This window comes from Pseudomonas mucidolens (assembly GCF_900106045.1).
Taxonomy (GTDB): Bacteria; Pseudomonadota; Gammaproteobacteria; order Pseudomonadales; family Pseudomonadaceae; genus Aquipseudomonas; species Aquipseudomonas mucidolens.
This window is the reverse complement of the sequence record NZ_LT629802.1, coordinates 2,314,159-2,330,860: the sequence shown is the minus strand read 5'-3', so window position 1 is coordinate 2,330,860 and position 16,702 is coordinate 2,314,159. Positions and strand designations below refer to the sequence as shown.

The window sequence follows — 16,702 nt, the reverse complement described above, 5'->3', positions numbered from 1 at the left end:
TGAAGAGGTTCTTATGATTATTCCCCAAGCTCCAAAGCGAATTGTCGTCACCGGTGTCGGCATCGTCAGCCCACTGGGCTGCACGGTTGAAGAGGTTTGGCAGCGGTTGCTGGCTGGACGCTCTGGCATTCGTCACCTGCCCGAGGATATTACTCAGGGCACGGGTGTTGCTGTGGGTGGCCAGGTGCCATCGCTGGAAGAGGACGCCACGGCGGGGTATGAGCCGGAGCGCTTCATATCGACCAAGGATCGCAAGAAGATGGACCGCTTCATCGAGTTTGCACTGGTGGCCGCCGATGAAGCCCTGGCGCAAGCGGATTGGCATCCGACTGATGCCGTCGACCAGGAACGCACCGCGACGATCATTTCCTCCGGTGTGGGCGGCTTTGGCGCGATTGCCGATGCTGTTCGCACCACCGATGCCCGTGGTCCGCGGCGCTTGTCGCCGTTCAGCGCGCCGGCCTTTCTCGCCAATATGGCGGCCGGGCACGTTTCCATCCGCCACGGGTTCAAAGGACCTCTCGGCGCCCCGGTCACGGCCTGTGCCGCCGGAGTGCAGGCCATCGGCGATGCCGCGAGGCTCATCGGAAGTGGTGAGGCGGATATCGCTATATGTGGTGGCAGCGAAGCCGCGATAGACCGTGTGACCCTGGGGTGTTTTGCTGCAGCCCGGGCGTTATCCACGGGTTTTGCCGAACACCCGCAGCAGGCTTCACGTCCCTTCGATCGTGATCGCGACGGCTTTGTCATGTCCGAAGGTGCTGGGTTGCTGGTTATCGAATCTTTGGAGCACGCTCTGGCGCGCGGGGCAAAACCCTTGGCGGAGTTGGTCGGTTATGGCACCAGTGCCGATGCCTATCACCTGACGGCAGGCCCGGAAGACGGCAACGGCGCCCGGCGGGCCATGGAGCAGGCGCTGCGCCAGGCCAATGTCAGTCCCGCCGATGTGCAGCATATCAATGCCCACGCCACGTCCACCCAGGTCGGCGACAGTGGGGAGCTGGCGGCGATTGGCTCGGTGTTCGGGCGTGATTCCGGCGTGGCGATCACCTCGACCAAATCCGCCACTGGGCATCTTCTGGGGGCGGCCGGAGGTATTGAAGCCATCTTTACGGTATTGGCGCTTCGTGACCAGGTGGTGCCCCCCACGTTGAATCTGCTCAATCCCGACGAGGCGGCTGACGGGCTTGATTTGGTCGGCCTCAAGTCACGGAAGATGCCAATTACCCACGCGCTCTCAAATGGGTTCGGGTTCGGCGGGGTTAACGCCAGCGTTCTGTTTCGCCGCTGGATCTGACGTTCCTGCAGTACTGGGCTAGCGATAGAGAAGGAACGTAGCGTTTGAGCCTGTGGCACCCGAAGGTCAGGCATCTGAAGTCCGCATCCCGCTGGAGCAACTGGCACGTCGACGTGCAGGAAGTGCTTCAAGCAGATCCTGACGAAATCCAGTATGGCTCTGGGTGGCTTTCAGTGTGCAATAATTGGAGGTAGACGTCTGAAAAGATCGATGGCGAACACTGAAGGTTCGCCATCTAGGAGATTAAACTGCCGTGAGCATATCTGATGGCCAGCGGCCGCTATTTGAGACTGCCTCTAGACATAACTCCACATCACTTACCTGCCAACACACAAAGAAGCCTCCGCCACAAAGCTTTGGGTGTTTGAACTTCCATATTCGCTCGCTTTTCTGACTAAGCCTGGGAACTGACTCACCTAATCGAATGATGGTGAAAAAGCCAGCCGGCGTCGGTTGCCTGTCGATAACCTCGCTGGATTGATGCTCAAACCTTTCGAGCAGATTTAGAAGTGCTTTTAACTCAAGCGATTCGAGTTGCATCGAATTTGCCTCCTGACGAGCCATTAGTGGTTCGACGAAGTGTCATCATCTGTTTATTATTTTCTTTTTTAGCGTCAATTCAGAATTTACTTGCCATACATATCGAACTTGAAATAGCGATTCTGAATCTTTTTGTACTCACCATTTTCCCGGATTGCTGCCAAGGCGCTGTTAAATCGCCCGGCCAGGGCTATGTCACCCTTACGCACCGCGATACCGACGCCATCACCAAAATATTTCGGGTCTCTCAGTGGGCCTCCTGCAAATGCGAAGCCCTTGCCGCTGGGTGTGTCGAGGAACCCCATTTGAACAGCAACATCGTCTCCCTGGACAGCTTCGAGACGGCCTGCGATCAAATCTAGGTAGGCCTCATTGAGCGACGTGTAACGAATAACCTGAGCGCCCGCTGGGGCGAGAACTTCGGTAGCAAAGCGGTCATGGATCCCCGCACGTTGCACTCCAACCCTCTTACCTGACAAGCCCGAAAAGTTTGTACCCACGTCGCTGCCCTCGAGCATTACCAAGCGGCCAGCTGCTTGGTAATAGCGATTGGTGAAGTCGACTGATTTCTTCCGCTCCTCACTGATGGTCAAGGAGGAAATGATTGCGTCTACCTTCCTCACCTTCAGAGAGGGGATCAACCCATCGAATTCCTGCTCCACCCACTGGCACTTCAGCTGCATCTGCAGGCACAAGGCATTGCCGATGTCGTAATCAAATCCGACAATTTCGCCTTTGTCAGTCTTTGAGGCGAATGGGGGATAAGCTGCCTCAATACCAATTTTAAGGGTGTCCGCGGCGCTGGAGTGAGCGGCCATCAGAAGGGCTAGGACTGAGCTGGAAAACAGAACGGGCAGCTTTTTTATTTTCATGATTTCGCTCCGGGCAAGGTCAAGCGCGCTCAGGGTGGGCGCGCGAGTTGGGTATGGCGAGAGAATTAGCCTTTCATGGATGCCAGAGCACAACTGGAGATCTGGGCATCCTGTACAGCCACACCAGTCAGGTCGACCAGCGTAATCTGATCATCGTTGTCGCGACCTTTGGCTCGACCAGCCAGCAACGCACCAAGCTCAGCCAACTGCTCTTCACGAATCAGCCCTGCCTTAAGTGCGTGCGAGATTTCACCGTACTGGCTGCACTGATAGATGGAGTCCACAATGATGCGATCAGCGCGAGCGACCAGAGCGGGATCCAGCTCTTGCTTGCCAGCGGCATCAGCGCCCACGGCAGTAATGTGTGTCCCTGGTTGAATCCACTCACTCTTGAGCAGAGGTTCGCGCGAAGGTGTAACGCAGATGATCAGATTTGCGGACCGTGCGACGTTTTCCAGGTTACGAGTGGTTTGCACCTCATAGCCGAGATCACTCGCAAAGGCCTTATAGGCCTCAAGCTCTACGTCGTTGCGACCCCACACCACCACCTTGCGGCAATCGGTGACAGCATGAAGCTGCTCCAGGTGCATCCGTGCCTGCATGCCGGTACCTACGATGCCGATTGCCGTTACTTCGCGCGGAGCCAACAAACGGGCAGCGATTCGCCCCGCGAGCGCTGTGCGAATACACGTCAACCAGCCTTCGTCCTGCAGTAACGCTAGTGGTTGCCCTGTGGTAGCGGACAACACCATCATCAGTCCATCGTTGCTCTCCAAGCCTTTGCTCGGATTGTCGTAGAAGCCTGTCGATATCTTCACGGTGAAGGTATCACTGCCTTTAACGTAAGCCGATTTAACGCAGCAATCGCCATTAGCCTCTATAAACGAAAAAGCTTGAACTGGCGGTACTTGCACCTCGCCGTTGGAGAACGCGACGAAGCCTTCCTCCAAGCGGTTTACGGCGAGATTCAGATCAAGTTGGGAGATGATCTGTTGCTTGTTGAACACCTTCATTGAACGGCTCCGAGGAATTTTTCGAGGATGATGTTGCGACCGCAAATGACCACGGCAACACGCTTGCCACGGTATTCCTGCGCGAGTTTCTTCATGCTGGCCACGGCAACGCCAGCTGCGCCTTCGATGATCCAGCGTTCACAGCTTGCGACATCGCGCATTGCCGCTTTGATTTCATCTTCACTAACCAGCACTGTGCGCGTTAACAAGGCTTGGCAGAGTGGGAAGGTAATGCTGCCTGGTTCAATACCGCCGGCAGTGCCATCGGAAATGGTCTCGTCTTCCTCCATCTCGATAATCTCGCCGGCTTCGAGAGAGCGCTGCATGGTCGGTGCATTTGCTGGCCAGCAACCGATGATTTCGATGTTTGGATTGAGAGCTTTCAATGCAGCGCCAATCCCTGAAATCATCCCACCGCCACCGACTGCCACGAACACCGCGTCAAGGTCAGGGGCCTGCTCGAACAATTCGACACCGATCGTGCCTTGGCCAGCGATGATTTGTGGATCGTTATAAGGTGAAACGAAAGGTTTGCCCTGAGCGGCAGCTTGGCGCGCAGCCTCCAACTCCACGCTCAAAGGGTCGAGATCCAGACTGACGACATCTGCGCCCAGGGCACGAATGGCATCCAGCTTGTATGCGGATGCAGAAGTGGTGGTGTAGACGGTAACCGGAACACCCAAAACCTTGCCGGCGAGAGCCAAGCCTTGCCCATGATTGCCTGAAGAGGCGGTGAGCACTCCCAACTGACGCTGTGCTTCAGGGAGAAGACGGATTTTGTTGCTGGCGCCTCGAAACTTGAATGAGCCTGTATGTTGCAGGTGTTCGCATTTCAGATAGACCTCGCATTCGGTCATGGCTGAAAGTCGTGCGCTGTAAATTAGAGGCGTTACAGCTACCGCAGGTCGCAATGCTTTGTGTGCTTCGCATATCGAGTCGTACAAAGACGACAAGCTGGTTTGATCAACCGACATTTCAAAATTCCTTCATAAGTCAGAAGTGATTGAGTAGTTGGCCCGCCCGGCGATTGGGCAGGGGTTCAGTGCCCGCGAGTAGTGCTACTCGCTGACCTGCTCGAACCAGTTTGAACAGAGGTTGAACCACGATCACCCCGTCTACATCACTGAAGATAGGCAGTCGAGGCGTGCCAATTGCGCTGTCGAGTGGGACGATTTCCCCGATTAACTCTCCTTTTGAAACGGCTTCCCCGACTCGTTTTTTCCAGACGAGCAGACCATGGCCGGGAGACGGCAAATGGCTTGCACCTTCCAGCGGATAAACCTGCGGAATGCATTTCGCCTCGATTGGGGCATCAAGCCGAATTAGCCCCTCTTCAGCGAGAAAATCCAAAATGCCTAGAGCATCTTCGTGAGCAAGTTGATCATCGACATCTGCCTGCCCACGCAACTCGATACTCGCTGCGAATGGGCGTGCTTCTTTGCTGAGGAGTTCGTTCTTGATGAGCCAGTCCCACGGACGATTACATGATTCATCAAACGGTTGACCGCCAGCTGACTCCTCAAGAAAAACTATCTCGATGTTCATGCACTCGGCCAGCTTAAGCGCTTGGTCACGCGGGCCCTGATTTGCGTAGAGGTGCAGGACGCCGGCAGTGTCGCAATGGAGATCCAACACAACATCATGCTGCAGCGCTTCACCCAATAACGTCTGACGCAGAGCACTAACCGTATCGGTCGGCGACAGTGCTCCAACGGCGTTCATCAGGCGCTGCTTAGGGGGCAGTTTTTGGCAGGTGGAATCATTGAGCTGTGCATCCAGGAGAGGCAGCAGATCTGGGAAGTTACGGTTGAAATTTTCGCCGTTTGCCAGATTGAAGCGACCAGCCCAGAACCCAAAAACGTTTTGGGTCATGCCAACTGGATTGGCAAAAGGGCACAACACTATTCGACCTAGAATTTTGTTCTGTTTATGCAGCGTCACTAACATTTTCTTCAGGTGCTGCACGACCAACAAACCAGGGTGCTCGTCAGCGTGCAGTCCTGCCTGAATATAGGCACTGCGCGAGCTCCCCTTCCCAGTGAACTCATGTGTGTACAAATGCAGCGGGGCGCCCGGACTGAGTGGCGGTAAATCAGTGAAGCGAGTCTGGATCGACATGGGAAAGCCATCACAATATGTAGAATATTTATCTACAATAGACTCGTAATCTCCATGTGGCAATCATAAAAATCGAGTCAGCCCTGATCAAAAAAGCATCATGAAAATTCTCGAATGGGGTTTTGATGGCTCTAGATAAGGGCTGACAGCGATACATGACGAATATTTCTGTATGGAAAAAATCCCTCATGGACATTATTCTTATGCGTCAGAGAGCATTGTGTGCGTCCGGCTTGTGTTCTCTTTCTCTTTAGGTCAGTTACTAGCACCTGCCTTGATTGCCTGTCTGCGGTACATCAAACGGGGGTTGACCAGCAATTTCTTAATACGTCCATGATGCGTTTGGAGTGATATACCACTCGACAGGTGCCAGGGCGTACCTCAGCTTTTATAGAAGGTGGTTAAGTCCGGATTACAAACTGCCGAATTTGATTAGATGTGCAAGTTCTTGGCCGCAAGCAATCGTAAATATAAGTTTTGGATAACTACAGGTGTACTCGACCGAAAGCGACGGCGACAAAGAAAGATTGATAGACAGAAAATATACACGCACGCATCGCTGGACGGCGAGCGACTGCTGAATATTTCCAAAGACTTAGGAGGCGTACTGGAGCGAACGGTTATGTCGATTGTTTAATGGTTTTTTACACGTCAAAGCCTCTTTCGAGGCGCTTGAGCTTGGTTTGCAGATGCGTTCTATATTAGCTGATTCGCACCTCGATTAATTTCTCAGCTGTTTCAAATACTTATATACGGTGGCGCGCCCCATGTTCAGAACATTGGCGACATAATCAGCACCGCTGCGTCCCTTAAACGCCCCCTCAGCAAATAACGCCTCGACCAAAGCACGTTTATCCTTGGTGTTAAGAGTGCGCAACGACAAATTTTTATCTTGTAACCACGCATGAAGAAATGTATTTATTCGCTCTTGCCAATCATCCTTGAACAGTGCGTCGGGTTGCGGTATTAGGCGGCTGACTTTGAAGAAATCAGCCAGTGCAAGGTGAGCTTGCTCAAGAACGGAGAAATTTAAATTAATGCACAGCAGATATTCGGCCTTACCATCCTGATCACAGAGAACGCTGGTAATAGAGCGGATTTTTTGCCCATTCCAATTGATTTTCTCATAAGGCCCTATGCTGCTCGCATTGCTAAAATCACCTAACTCTTCGTCTAGTGCTGAATCATCGCCCAGTTTTCGTTTGGAAAAGTTGTTCGCTATGTGGACAACGGTCTGACTTTTTACATGATGAACAATGACTTCTGCATTTGGGAAAAGCAGCGTAGCGATGCTGTCCGCAACCACTTTGTAGTTTTCAATATTCTTCATTAGCTAATGACTGATTTTTGGAGATTGATGGGGCGCTGGATCAGCGCAGAGCTATCGATCAATGCGTGGCATATTTGTCCATGGTGGACTGAGTGCCCATGTTTTTCAAGAAGGTGGTGTGCTGAAGAATGCTTCAACTGCGAACCTCTGGGCAGCGCGAGGCTGAGAAACCACACCTGACCAGGCATGGCTGCTTCGGTCACGACGAGTTCTTTCGGCGGTCTGGTTGCGTGTGCAGGGTGCGAGCGGCGTGGAAGGCCTTGCTCTGCAGACTGCCGCTCAGCGCCTGACTCCTCGCAAAATGACCGCACTGGGGTTCAAGTCGAGCCACACAACCGAGATTGCGGAGTCAGATATGTCAGGTAAATTCGCTGATCAGGTTGCCGTCGTTACCGGCGCATCCACCGGATCGGGTTTGCGATTGCGCAGGGCTTGATTGCCGAGGGCGCCAGGCGCGTTTACATCACCGGGCGCTCGGCAGCCAAGCTCGAGGCGGCGGTGGCCAAGCTTGGCGATAGAGCGGTCGCGGTCATTTCCGATGTCGCCCGCCAGGCTGATCTCGATAAGCTCAAGGCGACGATTGAGGCGCGCAACGATCAGTTGGACTCAGTGTTTGCCAACGCGGGTATCTGTGAAAAGAACCCGCTGGGCGAGACCTCCGAGGCGGCTTATTTCAACCTGTTCGACATTAACGTGAAGGGGGGCTTTTTTACCGTTCAGACGTTAATGCCGCGGTTGAAAAATGGTGCTTCGATCGTTCTGACGGCCTCTATCTGCTCCAGCAATGGCATGGAAGGACTGAGCCTCTACAACGCATCCACGGCCGCAGTACGGTCCTTCGCCAGGACTTGGGCCAACGAACTCAAAGGTCGCAAGATTCGAGCGAATGTCCTGAGCCCTGGCTTCACCCGCACGCCTCTAATGGATAACGGCTTGAAGATGAGCGAAAGCGAGATTGCCGCGCTGCGCCAACACGTCGAGCAGATCACTCCGCTGGGGTATATGGCCCAACCAGAAGAAATCGCCTCGTCGGCGCTGTTCCTTGCATCTGCCGATGCGAAATATGTCAACGGTGTGGAGCTGATGGTCGACGGCGGCCTGTCGCAGATCTGAACACGGGCTCAACCGTAGCGCAGCCCTCGTAGAGGGTTGCCTTTGTCGCTTTTGCGAAGTCTCAGCAGGGGAAACCCCATCATGAACATTGAAGAACTGACTACGCGACTGCAAGCACTGGAAAGTCGCGCCGCCATCGAGTCGCTGATCAGCACCTACGCCAATGCGTTCGACCGTATTGACGTGTCGCTTCTGAGTGGAATCTGGCACGAAGAATCGACACTGGATCTACCGGGTTTTGGCAAGGCCGATAACCGTGATGAAATTATCGTGATGGCGCAAAACAGCTGGCGCCAGATGCCACATATGCACCACTGGATGGCCAACCCGCTGATTGAAATCGAGGGTGACAGCGCGGTGGGTACGGTGGCTGCAGATTGCCTGTTCCATGACCTTGAAAAAGGTCCGGTTCAAGTCAGCGGGTTGTACCACGACAGGTTTGAACGTCGCGACGGAAAATGGGCGTTTCTGTCACGTCGTTTTGAACTGCATTTCCTGACACCGTTGAAAGATTGGGCACCCGTAGCGGGCGATGAAAAGTACCCAGTGAGCCAACATCAGCGCCTGAGTACGCTTTCAAGGGATGACATGTTTGCATAATGTTCAGTGAGCGGCGCGAACCACAAGCGCTGCCCGCTGATGTCGTTCAAGCTGCAGGGAATGACAGCGAAAAACGGATAATCCCGGGCTTTGGCTGTTCGACACGCACGTGACCTTCATGCAGTTGCATGATTGCCACGACGATGGCGAGGCCAAGGCCGTAGGAGTCAGAGTTCTGGTGGCGAGACGCATCGCCGCGGTAAAAGCGGTCGAAGAGTTTGCCCAAGGTTTCGTTACTCAGCACGGGCCCTTGGTTCTCCACCTCAATCCGGGCACCGTTGTGGGTTTCCATTATCCGCATCAAAATCTCGGTGCCTTCGTGGGCGTAGCGAATCGCATTTGCTACCAGGTTGCTCAAGGCTCTGCGCAGCAGCAAGGGGTCAGCGAGCACGTTGCCATCGCCTGTTATCTGGAAGGTCATTTGCCGCTCTTCAGCCAAGCCTTCAAAATATTCAGCAATGCGCTGTGATTCGTCATGCAGCGACAGTTTTTGGCGCTCCACCACTGCTTGCGTTTCATCGGCGCGCGCAAGGAACAGAATGCTTTCGACGATACGGGAGATCCGTTCGAGCTCCTCAAGATTCGAAGCGATGAGTGCCTGATAGTCATCCTCGCTGCGGCGCTGGCGAAGGGCGACCTGGCAATGCCCCATCAGCGATCCCACCGGCGTGCGAATTTCATGGGCAAGGTCGGCGGAAAATTGCGTCAACCGCTGATAACCCTGGGAAAGGCGATCGAGCATCGCGTTGTAGGCATCACTCAGCTGTTGCAGTTCAACCGGCGTATCAGCGCTGTCCATGCGGCTGTGGAGACGCTCGGGCGTGATGGCTGCGGCATGTGCGGCCATTCTGCGCAACGGGCGCAGCCCTCGACGCAGTACCAGGTAACCCAACAACGCTGTCGCTAGAAAGGCCAGCGCAACGGCCAGGTAGATACGTTCGCGATACGCTGCGAGCATAGCCATTTCCTTGCCCATGAGGTGCGCGGCCGTCAGTCGGACTTCGCGCCCACCCGATGTTGTGACGACGGTAGCGGCGCGCAGCATTGTTCCCGAGTCGGTCACGCCGCTGCGCAGGTCACTGACGCTCAGCTTTGTATCCTGGCCGATGACGGGCAGTTCAGGCAACGTAACGTTCAGTGGATTTACGTGGATTACCGGTTGCTGTCCGGGCTCTTCAATGATGAAGATGTCGTCTTCGCTGTCGAGCATGTTCTTGAAAATCTGCGGGCTGTCGCGCAGTTTCTCGATGGCGAGTTCGTAGTGCAACAGCTTACGAAAGTGCTCCAGACGGCCCATGACCGCATGATCGCTGTATACCAATACCGAGGCTTTCATCGTCTGATACAGATAAAAGCCCGCACCGGCCACGGCCAGCATCGCTACCATGGAAAACGCCACGGTCGATCGCAGGGTCAGAGAGGGTTGGCGTCGGGACCGCATGGCCTCACCTCGCAGACATAGCCGATACCGCGAATGGTATGGATCAGTTTGTTCGAATAGGGCTGGTCGACCTTGCTGCGCAGGCGCTTGACCGCTACGTCCACCACGTTGGTATCGCTGTCGAAATTCATGTCCCAGACTTCCGAAGCGATCTGTGTCCTGGACAGCACATCGCCTGCCCGGCGCAGAAACAGATGCAGCAGGGCGAACTCCTTGTTGGTCAGCACGATTACTTGCTGTTGGCGTGTAACGCGGCGCCGCACCAGGTCCAGCTCCAGGTCTGCGAGGTGGAAATGGTCGGCTTCGCGTACGACACCGCGACGCAAAATGGTGCGGATGCGTAACAGCAGTTCGGTAAACGAAAAAGGTTTGACCAGGTAATCATCGGCGCCCAGTTCCAGGCCGCGAATGCGGTCATGCAATTGGTCGCGCGCGGTGAGGAACAGCACGGGTACGTCTTGTCTGGCGCGCAAGAGCTCAATGATCTGAAATCCGTCAATCCCGGGCAACATCACATCCAGCACGATCAGGTCGTAGGTTGTATGCAAGGCCATGTGCAGGCCGTCGGCACCATGCTGGGTCCAGTCGACGTTGTAACCGGATTCGCCGAGCCCCTTTTTGAGGTACTCACCTGTTTTGGTGTCATCTTCGATCAGCAGGATATGCATCGTGAGGTGCGCTCGGGTCTCTTCATGACGGGATTCAGCCCGCGACATCGGTTTCTCGGCTGTGCAGTGTAACGAGATGAGGCGGCGCAGTTGGTTACATTTCTGTCATTCATTGGAATGGGCTGGCGAATGACAAAAATGTCATTCGGCGGTCATCGTGACGTCCCGGTCTGCGGTCGAGGATGGCGGCACATCAACCCATGAGGAATCGTCGCCATGCAACTCAAAAACGCCTTGTCCACCACGTTCGGTTTGTTGATGCTCAGTGCTGCTGTCATTGCTACCGCGGCTGACATGCCGGTGATCAAACCGCTGCGTGGCACGGTGGAAAGCGTCAGCAACAATACTCTGACATTCACTGTCCGCTCCGGCGCCCAGCAGACTATCGGACTGACTGACAAGACCGGTATCAACCGAGTATCGAAGGCCAATATCGACTCGATCAAATCCGACAGCTTCATTGGCTCGGCGGCCATCCCGCAGGCCAACGGAACATTGAAGGCGCTGGAGGTGACGGTTTTTGACGCCAGCCTGAAGGGCAGCGGCGAAGGTCATTATGGCTGGCAGAACGCGGATGGCAGCACAGGCACCATGACCAACGGTACCGTGGGAAAACTGTCCAAAGCTGACGGCCGCACATTGACCGTCAACTACAAGGGTGGCGAGAAACAAATCGTCGTACCGGACGATGTGCCAATCGCCTACGTCGAGCCAGGCAAAGCCGATGAACTGGTCAAAGGTACGAAAATTGTCGTGTTCCCCGCCGCAGATGGAACCACCGCGCGCGGCATTGCGGTTGGCAAGGATGGCTTCCGACCACCGATGTAATCACCTGAAAAGGCAGGGGCGCTGCCGTTTGGCAACGCTCCGCTACATGGATGGTTTCGAGGGCAAACACGTGAGACAGAAAAAGCTTCATCCCTGGCCGGTTCGCCTCACCCACGGGCTCAACGCCGCCTGCATGGTCTGCATGTTTATGAGCGGTTGGGCCATTTACAACGCCTCGCCACTGTTCGGCTTCAGGTTTCCAGTGTCGGTAACCGTGGGTGGGTGGCTGGGTGGGGCGCTGGCCTGGCATTTCGCATTCATGTGGCTGCTGCTGATCAACGGCGCAATCTATGTGCTGTATGGGGTCGTCAGTCGCCATTTCAAACGTGAGTTGCTGCCCATTGGTCTTGCCGCGTTGAAGCGTGATTTGACGGATGCTTTGCGCTTTCGGCTCGTGCATGAAAAGGGTGTCTATAACGCAGTGCAGCGCCTTATGTACTGGATGGTGCTGGCGGCAGGCGCACTCGTCGTCATTTCGGGCGTGGCGATCTGGAAACCCATTCAACTTCAAGAGCTGGTCGCGCTACTGGGCGGTTATGACGTCGCTCGCTACGTACATTTTGCGGCGATGGCGATGATTGCTGCATTCGTCGTGATTCATCTTGGGTTGGTAATGCTGGTACCCAAAACCCTGATGCCAATGATTACAGGTGGTGCGCGGTCGCTTGATATCAGGAGAAATGGCCATGATTGAATCCAAAAAAGGAACTGTTCAGCGCGTCAGGCTTGAACCTGCGCAACAGCTTGAGTTGGAGAATATCCAGCGCCGCCATTTCCTTCGTGCCGGCTTGACCGTGGGCGCGATGTCGATGCTGACCGGCTGCAACCTGCAGGACGGCGATCAGGTCGACAAGGTCCTGTGGGCCATGTCGCGCTGGAACGATAGGGTCCAGGCATGGCTGTTCAGCGGACAGAAACTGGCGCCGACCTTCAGCAGGGCGCAGATCACCACGCCATTTCCGTTTAACGCATTCTATAGCCAGGACGACATCCCTGAAGTGGACTTGGCAAGTTACTCGCTCGCCGTCTCCGGCCGGGTCAGGAACAAGGCTCCATGGACACTCGAAAGCTTGCGCAACCTGCCGCTACGTAGCGATATCACCCGGCTGATCTGTGTTGAAGGCTGGAGCGCCATTGGGCAGTGGGGGGGCGTACCTCTCAAAAGCTTTCTGGAACGCATCGGGGCCGACACCACAGCGAAATTTGTCGGGTTCAAATGTGCTGATCATTACTACTCCAGCCTGGACATGCCGACGGCCTTGCACCCGCAGACACTGCTGGCGCTGGATTACGGTGACGTTGCGTTGCCGCCCGAGTACGGCTATCCGCTGAGGGTTCGAGTACCCACCAAATTGGGCTTCAAAAACCCCAAGCATGTTGTCGAGATTTTCGTGAGCAACGACAACCCGGGCGGGTATTGGGAAGACCAAGGATACAACTGGTTCAGCGGGATCTGATGAGGCGAAGAAACTGAACTGTAAACGGACGATTGAAGACAGGTTGCGTTAGCGCGATTCCTTTCTGTTTGTACACCGTCACGCCACCAACACTGGCGAGACTCACGACACCAGGCGAGATATGAGGCGTTCCTATGACAGGTATATCTGCGGTACCGCCAGCTTCATCAATGTTGCCGACTTCAGAAAACAAGTTGCGGACAACGACTCATGGGGCAGATTTCCAATCCCAATTGCAGGCTCAGTCCACGTCGCCTGTACAACCGTCGGATACAACCCGCGCTCGGGAGCTATCGGATTCGACTATCAACCTGTCGCGCCGACCGGAGATGCAGGTAATGCTTCAATTGTTGGCATGGCGCAAGAACGCCGAAAGCGCTCCCAGCAGAGCAGGCCGATCAGTACCAGGTACGCGAGCCAGTGGCCTTGATATTGCGGACTTCAACTTCCCTGATCTAGAAGTTTTGAATAGCAGTGAGGTTATTAAACATGCCCACGGAAATGAGGAGGGCAGATGGTCCTGCTTAAAGTCCGTTGATGAGCGGACCGTATGTACTCTCAATGGCGAAGAAAGTGAATTCTCCTCTGGCGTTATCTGCGAAGGGGGATTGAACGCGTTCGTCACTGCAATGGCTCTTTCCCCGATAGTCCTCACCTGGTTACCGATTGAGATTGTAAGAGCACCACTACGGTCGCCTGGCATACGGATTATTCGCCGTCGCAAGCCCTCTTCAGCCGAGAGCCACCTTCTCGACAGGTCAATTTCAGAGTAAGGGGGTTAAACGGGCGGATCTCGATAGTTCTTTCGCCGCGGGGCTAGTATTTCTATGGAGAAAGCAGCTACGCCAATGCTCGCCTTTATTTATTAGTGGTCTGTCGTTCGCTTACTGGCCGGGGTTTCTGGAGTGGCGAGTGCGGTTTTATGAGGCAGGGTTGACCAGTGACCCGAGTGGACGCCGCGCTGGCACGTGAGTTAGCGTTCGTATCCGTTTATATTTTGGGCTCCACAACCATGACTGATCGTCAGATCATTGTTCCGGATGGCATGAGATTGCTCTGCGAGCACGCGGGTTATGCACCCGCTGTAAAGGTAGGATATCGGTCGGCCAGTTCACTTTGACGGTGTCGCGCGGATGCAGAATTTCAACGCTGATATTCGCAGTTCCTTGCGCCACCGATTGCATAGGCACCGGATAATAGAGGTTGAAGTGCGATGCTGTTCTGCGTTTGCACCCGAATCCAATTGTGGACGAGGTTCGCGTTGAGGTGATGGCTGAGGGCGACGCTGGCAATCGAGGCTCCGGGCTGGACACACGCTTGAATGATTTGGAACAAGAACGGCGTGTTGGCAGCATGAGATACCCGATTAAAAGGCTAGAACTGGTGCCCACCTAAATTTAAGTGCACACCATGTCCTGGCTTGTCGGGCTTGGGTAGATGACTTGGCCGGACGCAGACACGTTTTGGGTAAACCGATTTTTTCAACAGAATCGGCCAATAGTGGACGTTCGAAGTAGGGTAAAGAAATCCGTCCCCTTTCTCCGTAGACTGAAAAGGTACGGCGTTCCCAAGCCTACTGGCGACGGGCCAGACAGGATTGTTTGAAGCTCAGTGTGATGACACGAAGGGCGAGGGGGTTGTCGGTGCCGGCAACGCATACGTCTGCTTCATCCACGCCACCTCCGCTATCGGTGTGCGTCCGAAGAGGCGTTTGAAATCGCGGCTAAATTGCGAAGCACTTTCATAACCCACCAGAAATGCCGACTTGGCCGCCGTCAGGTGGTTACGCAGCATCAGTAATCGCGCTTGATGCAACCGCGTCGACTTGAGGTACTGCATAGGCGAGGAATCAGTCACCTTGCGAAAATGTAGATGAAAGTTAGGCACGCTCATCTGCGCTTCCTGGGCCAGGATTTCTACATCCAGATGCTCGTGGTAACAGCGGTGGATTTTGTGAATGGCGCGCGTTACCTTGCCGAACTGACCCTGCTGGGCGATGGCCGCGCGTAGGGTGCCGCCTTGTTCGCCGGTGAGGATGCGGTAGTAAAGTTCGCGCAACATCGCCGGGCCGAGGATTTGCGCGTCGGTGCGGTCGCCCATGATTTCTAGAAAACGCAAGGTCGACTGGCGCAGCGGTTCGTCCATGAACGAGGCGTACATGCCCATAGGCTGAGCCACGCTGATGTTCCGTACCTCATCTACCTGCTGAATCAGCTCGCCGGCCAGATTGAAATCCAGACGTATGTACACCGCCAGCATTGGCTCCGCCTCGCTAGCGTCGGTCTCCATTGTAAAAGGCACTGGCACTGACACCACCAGATAATACTGGGCGTCATAGATGTAAACTTCATCACCCAGATAGCCGCGTTTCTGCCCCTGACAGAGGATGACGATACCCGGTTCATATAAAACCGGCGTGCGCATCAGCGGCCGGTTGGAACGCAGAAAACGCACATCATCCAGCGGACTCAGGTTGTAACCCTCCAGCGGTGCAAGCTGGCCCATCAACTGCACCATACGCGCTGTGCTCGGGTGCTTAGGTTTCGGCATCGATTGCACGTTCTCCACTTTTATGCTCAGCCGTCCGTAGAACAGCTAAGCGCTTCCCATTGCTCAATACTCTCCGCCGTTCGGTGCAGCTTGTCACGCACCAGAGCCAGGGCGTCGCTGCCCAGCAGCAGTTGAGCCGGCGGGTTCGGGCTGGCGATAATAGTCATCATGGCGCGTGCGGCTTTCTGCGGGTCGCCCAGTTGATGGCCGCTTTTTTCCTCACGGGCTTTTCGCACCGGGTCGAAAGTCGCATCGTAGTCACTGATGCTGCGCGGCGTACGCTGCATCGAACGACCTGCCCAGTCCGTTCGGAAAGACCCCGGCGCCACGGCCGTAACAAAAATATTGAAGGGGGCAAGTTCCTTGTTCAACGCGTCAGAGATGCCCTCCAGCGCAAATTTGCTGCCGCAGTAGTAAGCAATGCCTGGCATGGTGATATAGCCACCCATGGAGGTGATATTGAGGATATGCCCCGCGCGCCGCTGGCGAAAATACGGCACAAACGCCTTGGTTATCGCCACCGCACCGAATACATTGACGTCGAACTGACGGCGCATTTCCGCCAACGACGACTCCTCGAAAATCCCTTCGTGGCCATAACCCGCGTTGTTAACCAGCACATCCACCGGGCCATACTGGTCCTCAACAGCGGCGATCACGGCGTCGATGGCATTAAAGTGGGTAACGTCCAGCACCACACCATGGGCTCTCTCAGGCAAGAGCGCCTGGAAAGTTGCCAGAGAGGATTCGCTGCGAACAGTGCCGATCACTCGATGGCCCTGAGCGAAAGCTTCCTTAGCCAGGGCCTGGCCAAAGCCGCTACTAACGCCGGTGATAAAAATGGTTTTTTCTGCACTCATGGGGCGCACTCCTGA

16 protein-coding genes are annotated in these 16,702 nt (G+C 55.1%); 6 read left to right on the top strand and 10 right to left on the bottom strand.

What is annotated here, in order from left to right; translation table 11 throughout:
* The first annotated feature begins 13 nt into the window (after positions 1-13).
* Positions 14-1,297: a beta-ketoacyl-ACP synthase II gene (gene fabF, locus BLU75_RS10860; protein WP_084376590.1), complete on the top strand. Its 1,284-nt coding sequence runs from the start codon at positions 14-16 to the stop codon at positions 1,295-1,297.
* Positions 1,298-1,540: 243 nt separating this feature from the next.
* Here fabF and BLU75_RS10855 read toward each other — a convergent pair whose 3' ends face one another.
* The 6 genes from BLU75_RS10855 to BLU75_RS10830 form a co-directional block, all read right to left on the bottom strand.
* Complete coding sequence (locus tag BLU75_RS10855) at positions 1,541-1,837, bottom strand: hypothetical protein (protein ID WP_084376591.1); 297 nt, start codon at positions 1,835-1,837, stop codon at positions 1,541-1,543.
* An 86-nt stretch (positions 1,838-1,923) separates the two neighbouring features.
* Positions 1,924-2,703, bottom strand: coding sequence for an ABC transporter substrate-binding protein (locus BLU75_RS10850; protein ID WP_084376842.1), 780 nt, complete (start codon positions 2,701-2,703; stop codon positions 1,924-1,926).
* A 71-nt stretch (positions 2,704-2,774) separates the two neighbouring features.
* Positions 2,775-3,722: an ornithine cyclodeaminase family protein gene (locus BLU75_RS10845; protein ID WP_084376592.1), complete on the bottom strand. Its 948-nt coding sequence runs from the start codon at positions 3,720-3,722 to the stop codon at positions 2,775-2,777.
* On the bottom strand, positions 3,719-4,696 hold the full coding sequence (locus BLU75_RS10840; RefSeq protein ID WP_084376593.1) for a threonine/serine dehydratase: 978 nt from the start codon (positions 4,694-4,696) through the stop codon (positions 3,719-3,721). Before BLU75_RS10840 ends, BLU75_RS10845 begins: the two co-directional genes overlap by 4 nt.
* A gap of 19 nt (positions 4,697-4,715) precedes the next feature.
* Positions 4,716-5,840, bottom strand: coding sequence for a succinylglutamate desuccinylase/aspartoacylase family protein (locus BLU75_RS10835; RefSeq protein WP_084376594.1), 1,125 nt, complete (start codon positions 5,838-5,840; stop codon positions 4,716-4,718).
* 721 nt (positions 5,841-6,561) lie between these two features.
* On the bottom strand, positions 6,562-7,170 hold the full coding sequence (locus tag BLU75_RS10830; RefSeq protein ID WP_084376595.1) for a helix-turn-helix transcriptional regulator: 609 nt from the start codon (positions 7,168-7,170) through the stop codon (positions 6,562-6,564).
* A gap of 432 nt (positions 7,171-7,602) precedes the next feature.
* On the opposite strand from BLU75_RS10830, the gene BLU75_RS10825 reads away from it, so the two are divergent.
* A complete protein-coding gene (locus tag BLU75_RS10825) occupies positions 7,603-8,283 on the top strand; it encodes an SDR family oxidoreductase (protein WP_231982639.1) in 681 nt (226 codons plus the stop codon).
* An 81-nt stretch (positions 8,284-8,364) separates the two neighbouring features.
* The gene (locus tag BLU75_RS10820; protein WP_084376596.1) at positions 8,365-8,883 is read left to right on the top strand and encodes a nuclear transport factor 2 family protein; all 519 of its coding nucleotides are present in this window, start codon (positions 8,365-8,367) and stop codon (positions 8,881-8,883) included.
* Positions 8,884-8,929: 46 nt separating this feature from the next.
* Here the strand turns inward: BLU75_RS10820 and BLU75_RS10815 are convergent, their stop codons facing one another.
* Together BLU75_RS10815 and BLU75_RS10810 are read right to left on the bottom strand one after the other, a co-directional pair.
* The gene (locus BLU75_RS10815) at positions 8,930-10,324 is read right to left on the bottom strand and encodes a heavy metal sensor histidine kinase (protein WP_084376597.1); all 1,395 of its coding nucleotides are present in this window, start codon (positions 10,322-10,324) and stop codon (positions 8,930-8,932) included.
* Positions 10,297-10,992 (bottom strand): heavy metal response regulator transcription factor, encoded by a 696-nt coding sequence (locus BLU75_RS10810; protein ID WP_084376598.1) that lies wholly within the window; start codon positions 10,990-10,992, stop codon positions 10,297-10,299. Before BLU75_RS10810 ends, BLU75_RS10815 begins: the two co-directional genes overlap by 28 nt.
* A gap of 216 nt (positions 10,993-11,208) precedes the next feature.
* Between BLU75_RS10810 and BLU75_RS10805 the strand changes: the two genes are divergently transcribed.
* The 3 genes from BLU75_RS10805 to BLU75_RS10795 are packed head-to-tail and all read left to right on the top strand — an operon-like array spanning position 11,209 to position 13,277.
* Positions 11,209-11,820, top strand: a complete 612-nt coding sequence (locus BLU75_RS10805) for a hypothetical protein (RefSeq protein WP_084376599.1) — start codon at positions 11,209-11,211, stop codon at positions 11,818-11,820.
* A gap of 46 nt (positions 11,821-11,866) precedes the next feature.
* Entirely contained in the window at positions 11,867-12,514 is a 648-nt protein-coding gene (locus tag BLU75_RS10800; protein WP_373863632.1) for a cytochrome b/b6 domain-containing protein, read from the top strand.
* Entirely contained in the window at positions 12,507-13,277 is a 771-nt protein-coding gene (locus BLU75_RS10795) for a molybdopterin-dependent oxidoreductase (RefSeq protein ID WP_090221449.1), read from the top strand. The genes BLU75_RS10800 and BLU75_RS10795 overlap by 8 nt, the downstream gene beginning before the upstream one ends.
* A gap of 1,608 nt (positions 13,278-14,885) precedes the next feature.
* Here BLU75_RS10795 and BLU75_RS10780 read toward each other — a convergent pair.
* Positions 14,886-15,827, bottom strand: a complete 942-nt coding sequence (locus BLU75_RS10780) for an AraC family transcriptional regulator (protein WP_084376602.1) — start codon at positions 15,825-15,827, stop codon at positions 14,886-14,888.
* A gap of 26 nt (positions 15,828-15,853) precedes the next feature.
* Positions 15,854-16,687 (bottom strand): oxidoreductase, encoded by an 834-nt coding sequence (locus BLU75_RS10775; RefSeq protein WP_084376603.1) that lies wholly within the window; start codon positions 16,685-16,687, stop codon positions 15,854-15,856.
* Positions 16,688-16,702: the final 15 nt, after the last annotated feature.

Excerpts from the sequence above, each read along its gene's own strand:
- BLU75_RS10855 (WP_084376591.1), bottom strand. The coding sequence starts at position 1,837 with ATGCAACTCGAATCGCTTGAGTTAAAAGCACTTCTAAATCTGCTCGAA.
- BLU75_RS10810 (WP_084376598.1), bottom strand. The coding sequence starts at position 10,992 with ATGCATATCCTGCTGATCGAAGATGACACCAAAACAGGTGAGTACCTC.
- BLU75_RS10805 (WP_084376599.1), top strand. The coding sequence starts at position 11,209 with ATGCAACTCAAAAACGCCTTGTCCACCACGTTCGGTTTGTTGATGCTC.
- BLU75_RS10800 (WP_373863632.1), top strand. The coding sequence starts at position 11,867 with ATGGATGGTTTCGAGGGCAAACACGTGAGACAGAAAAAGCTTCATCCC.
- BLU75_RS10780 (WP_084376602.1), bottom strand. The coding sequence starts at position 15,827 with ATGCCGAAACCTAAGCACCCGAGCACAGCGCGTATGGTGCAGTTGATG.
- BLU75_RS10835 (WP_084376594.1), bottom strand. The coding sequence starts at position 5,840 with ATGTCGATCCAGACTCGCTTCACTGATTTACCGCCACTCAGTCCGGGC.
- fabF (WP_084376590.1), top strand. The coding sequence starts at position 14 with ATGATTATTCCCCAAGCTCCAAAGCGAATTGTCGTCACCGGTGTCGGC.
- BLU75_RS10845 (WP_084376592.1), bottom strand. The coding sequence starts at position 3,722 with ATGAAGGTGTTCAACAAGCAACAGATCATCTCCCAACTTGATCTGAAT.
- BLU75_RS10795 (WP_090221449.1), top strand. The coding sequence starts at position 12,507 with ATGATTGAATCCAAAAAAGGAACTGTTCAGCGCGTCAGGCTTGAACCT.
- BLU75_RS10820 (WP_084376596.1), top strand. The coding sequence starts at position 8,365 with ATGAACATTGAAGAACTGACTACGCGACTGCAAGCACTGGAAAGTCGC.
- BLU75_RS10840 (WP_084376593.1), bottom strand. The coding sequence starts at position 4,696 with ATGTCGGTTGATCAAACCAGCTTGTCGTCTTTGTACGACTCGATATGC.
- BLU75_RS10830 (WP_084376595.1), bottom strand. The coding sequence starts at position 7,170 with ATGAAGAATATTGAAAACTACAAAGTGGTTGCGGACAGCATCGCTACG.
- BLU75_RS10775 (WP_084376603.1), bottom strand. The coding sequence starts at position 16,687 with ATGAGTGCAGAAAAAACCATTTTTATCACCGGCGTTAGTAGCGGCTTT.
- BLU75_RS10815 (WP_084376597.1), bottom strand. The coding sequence starts at position 10,324 with ATGCGGTCCCGACGCCAACCCTCTCTGACCCTGCGATCGACCGTGGCG.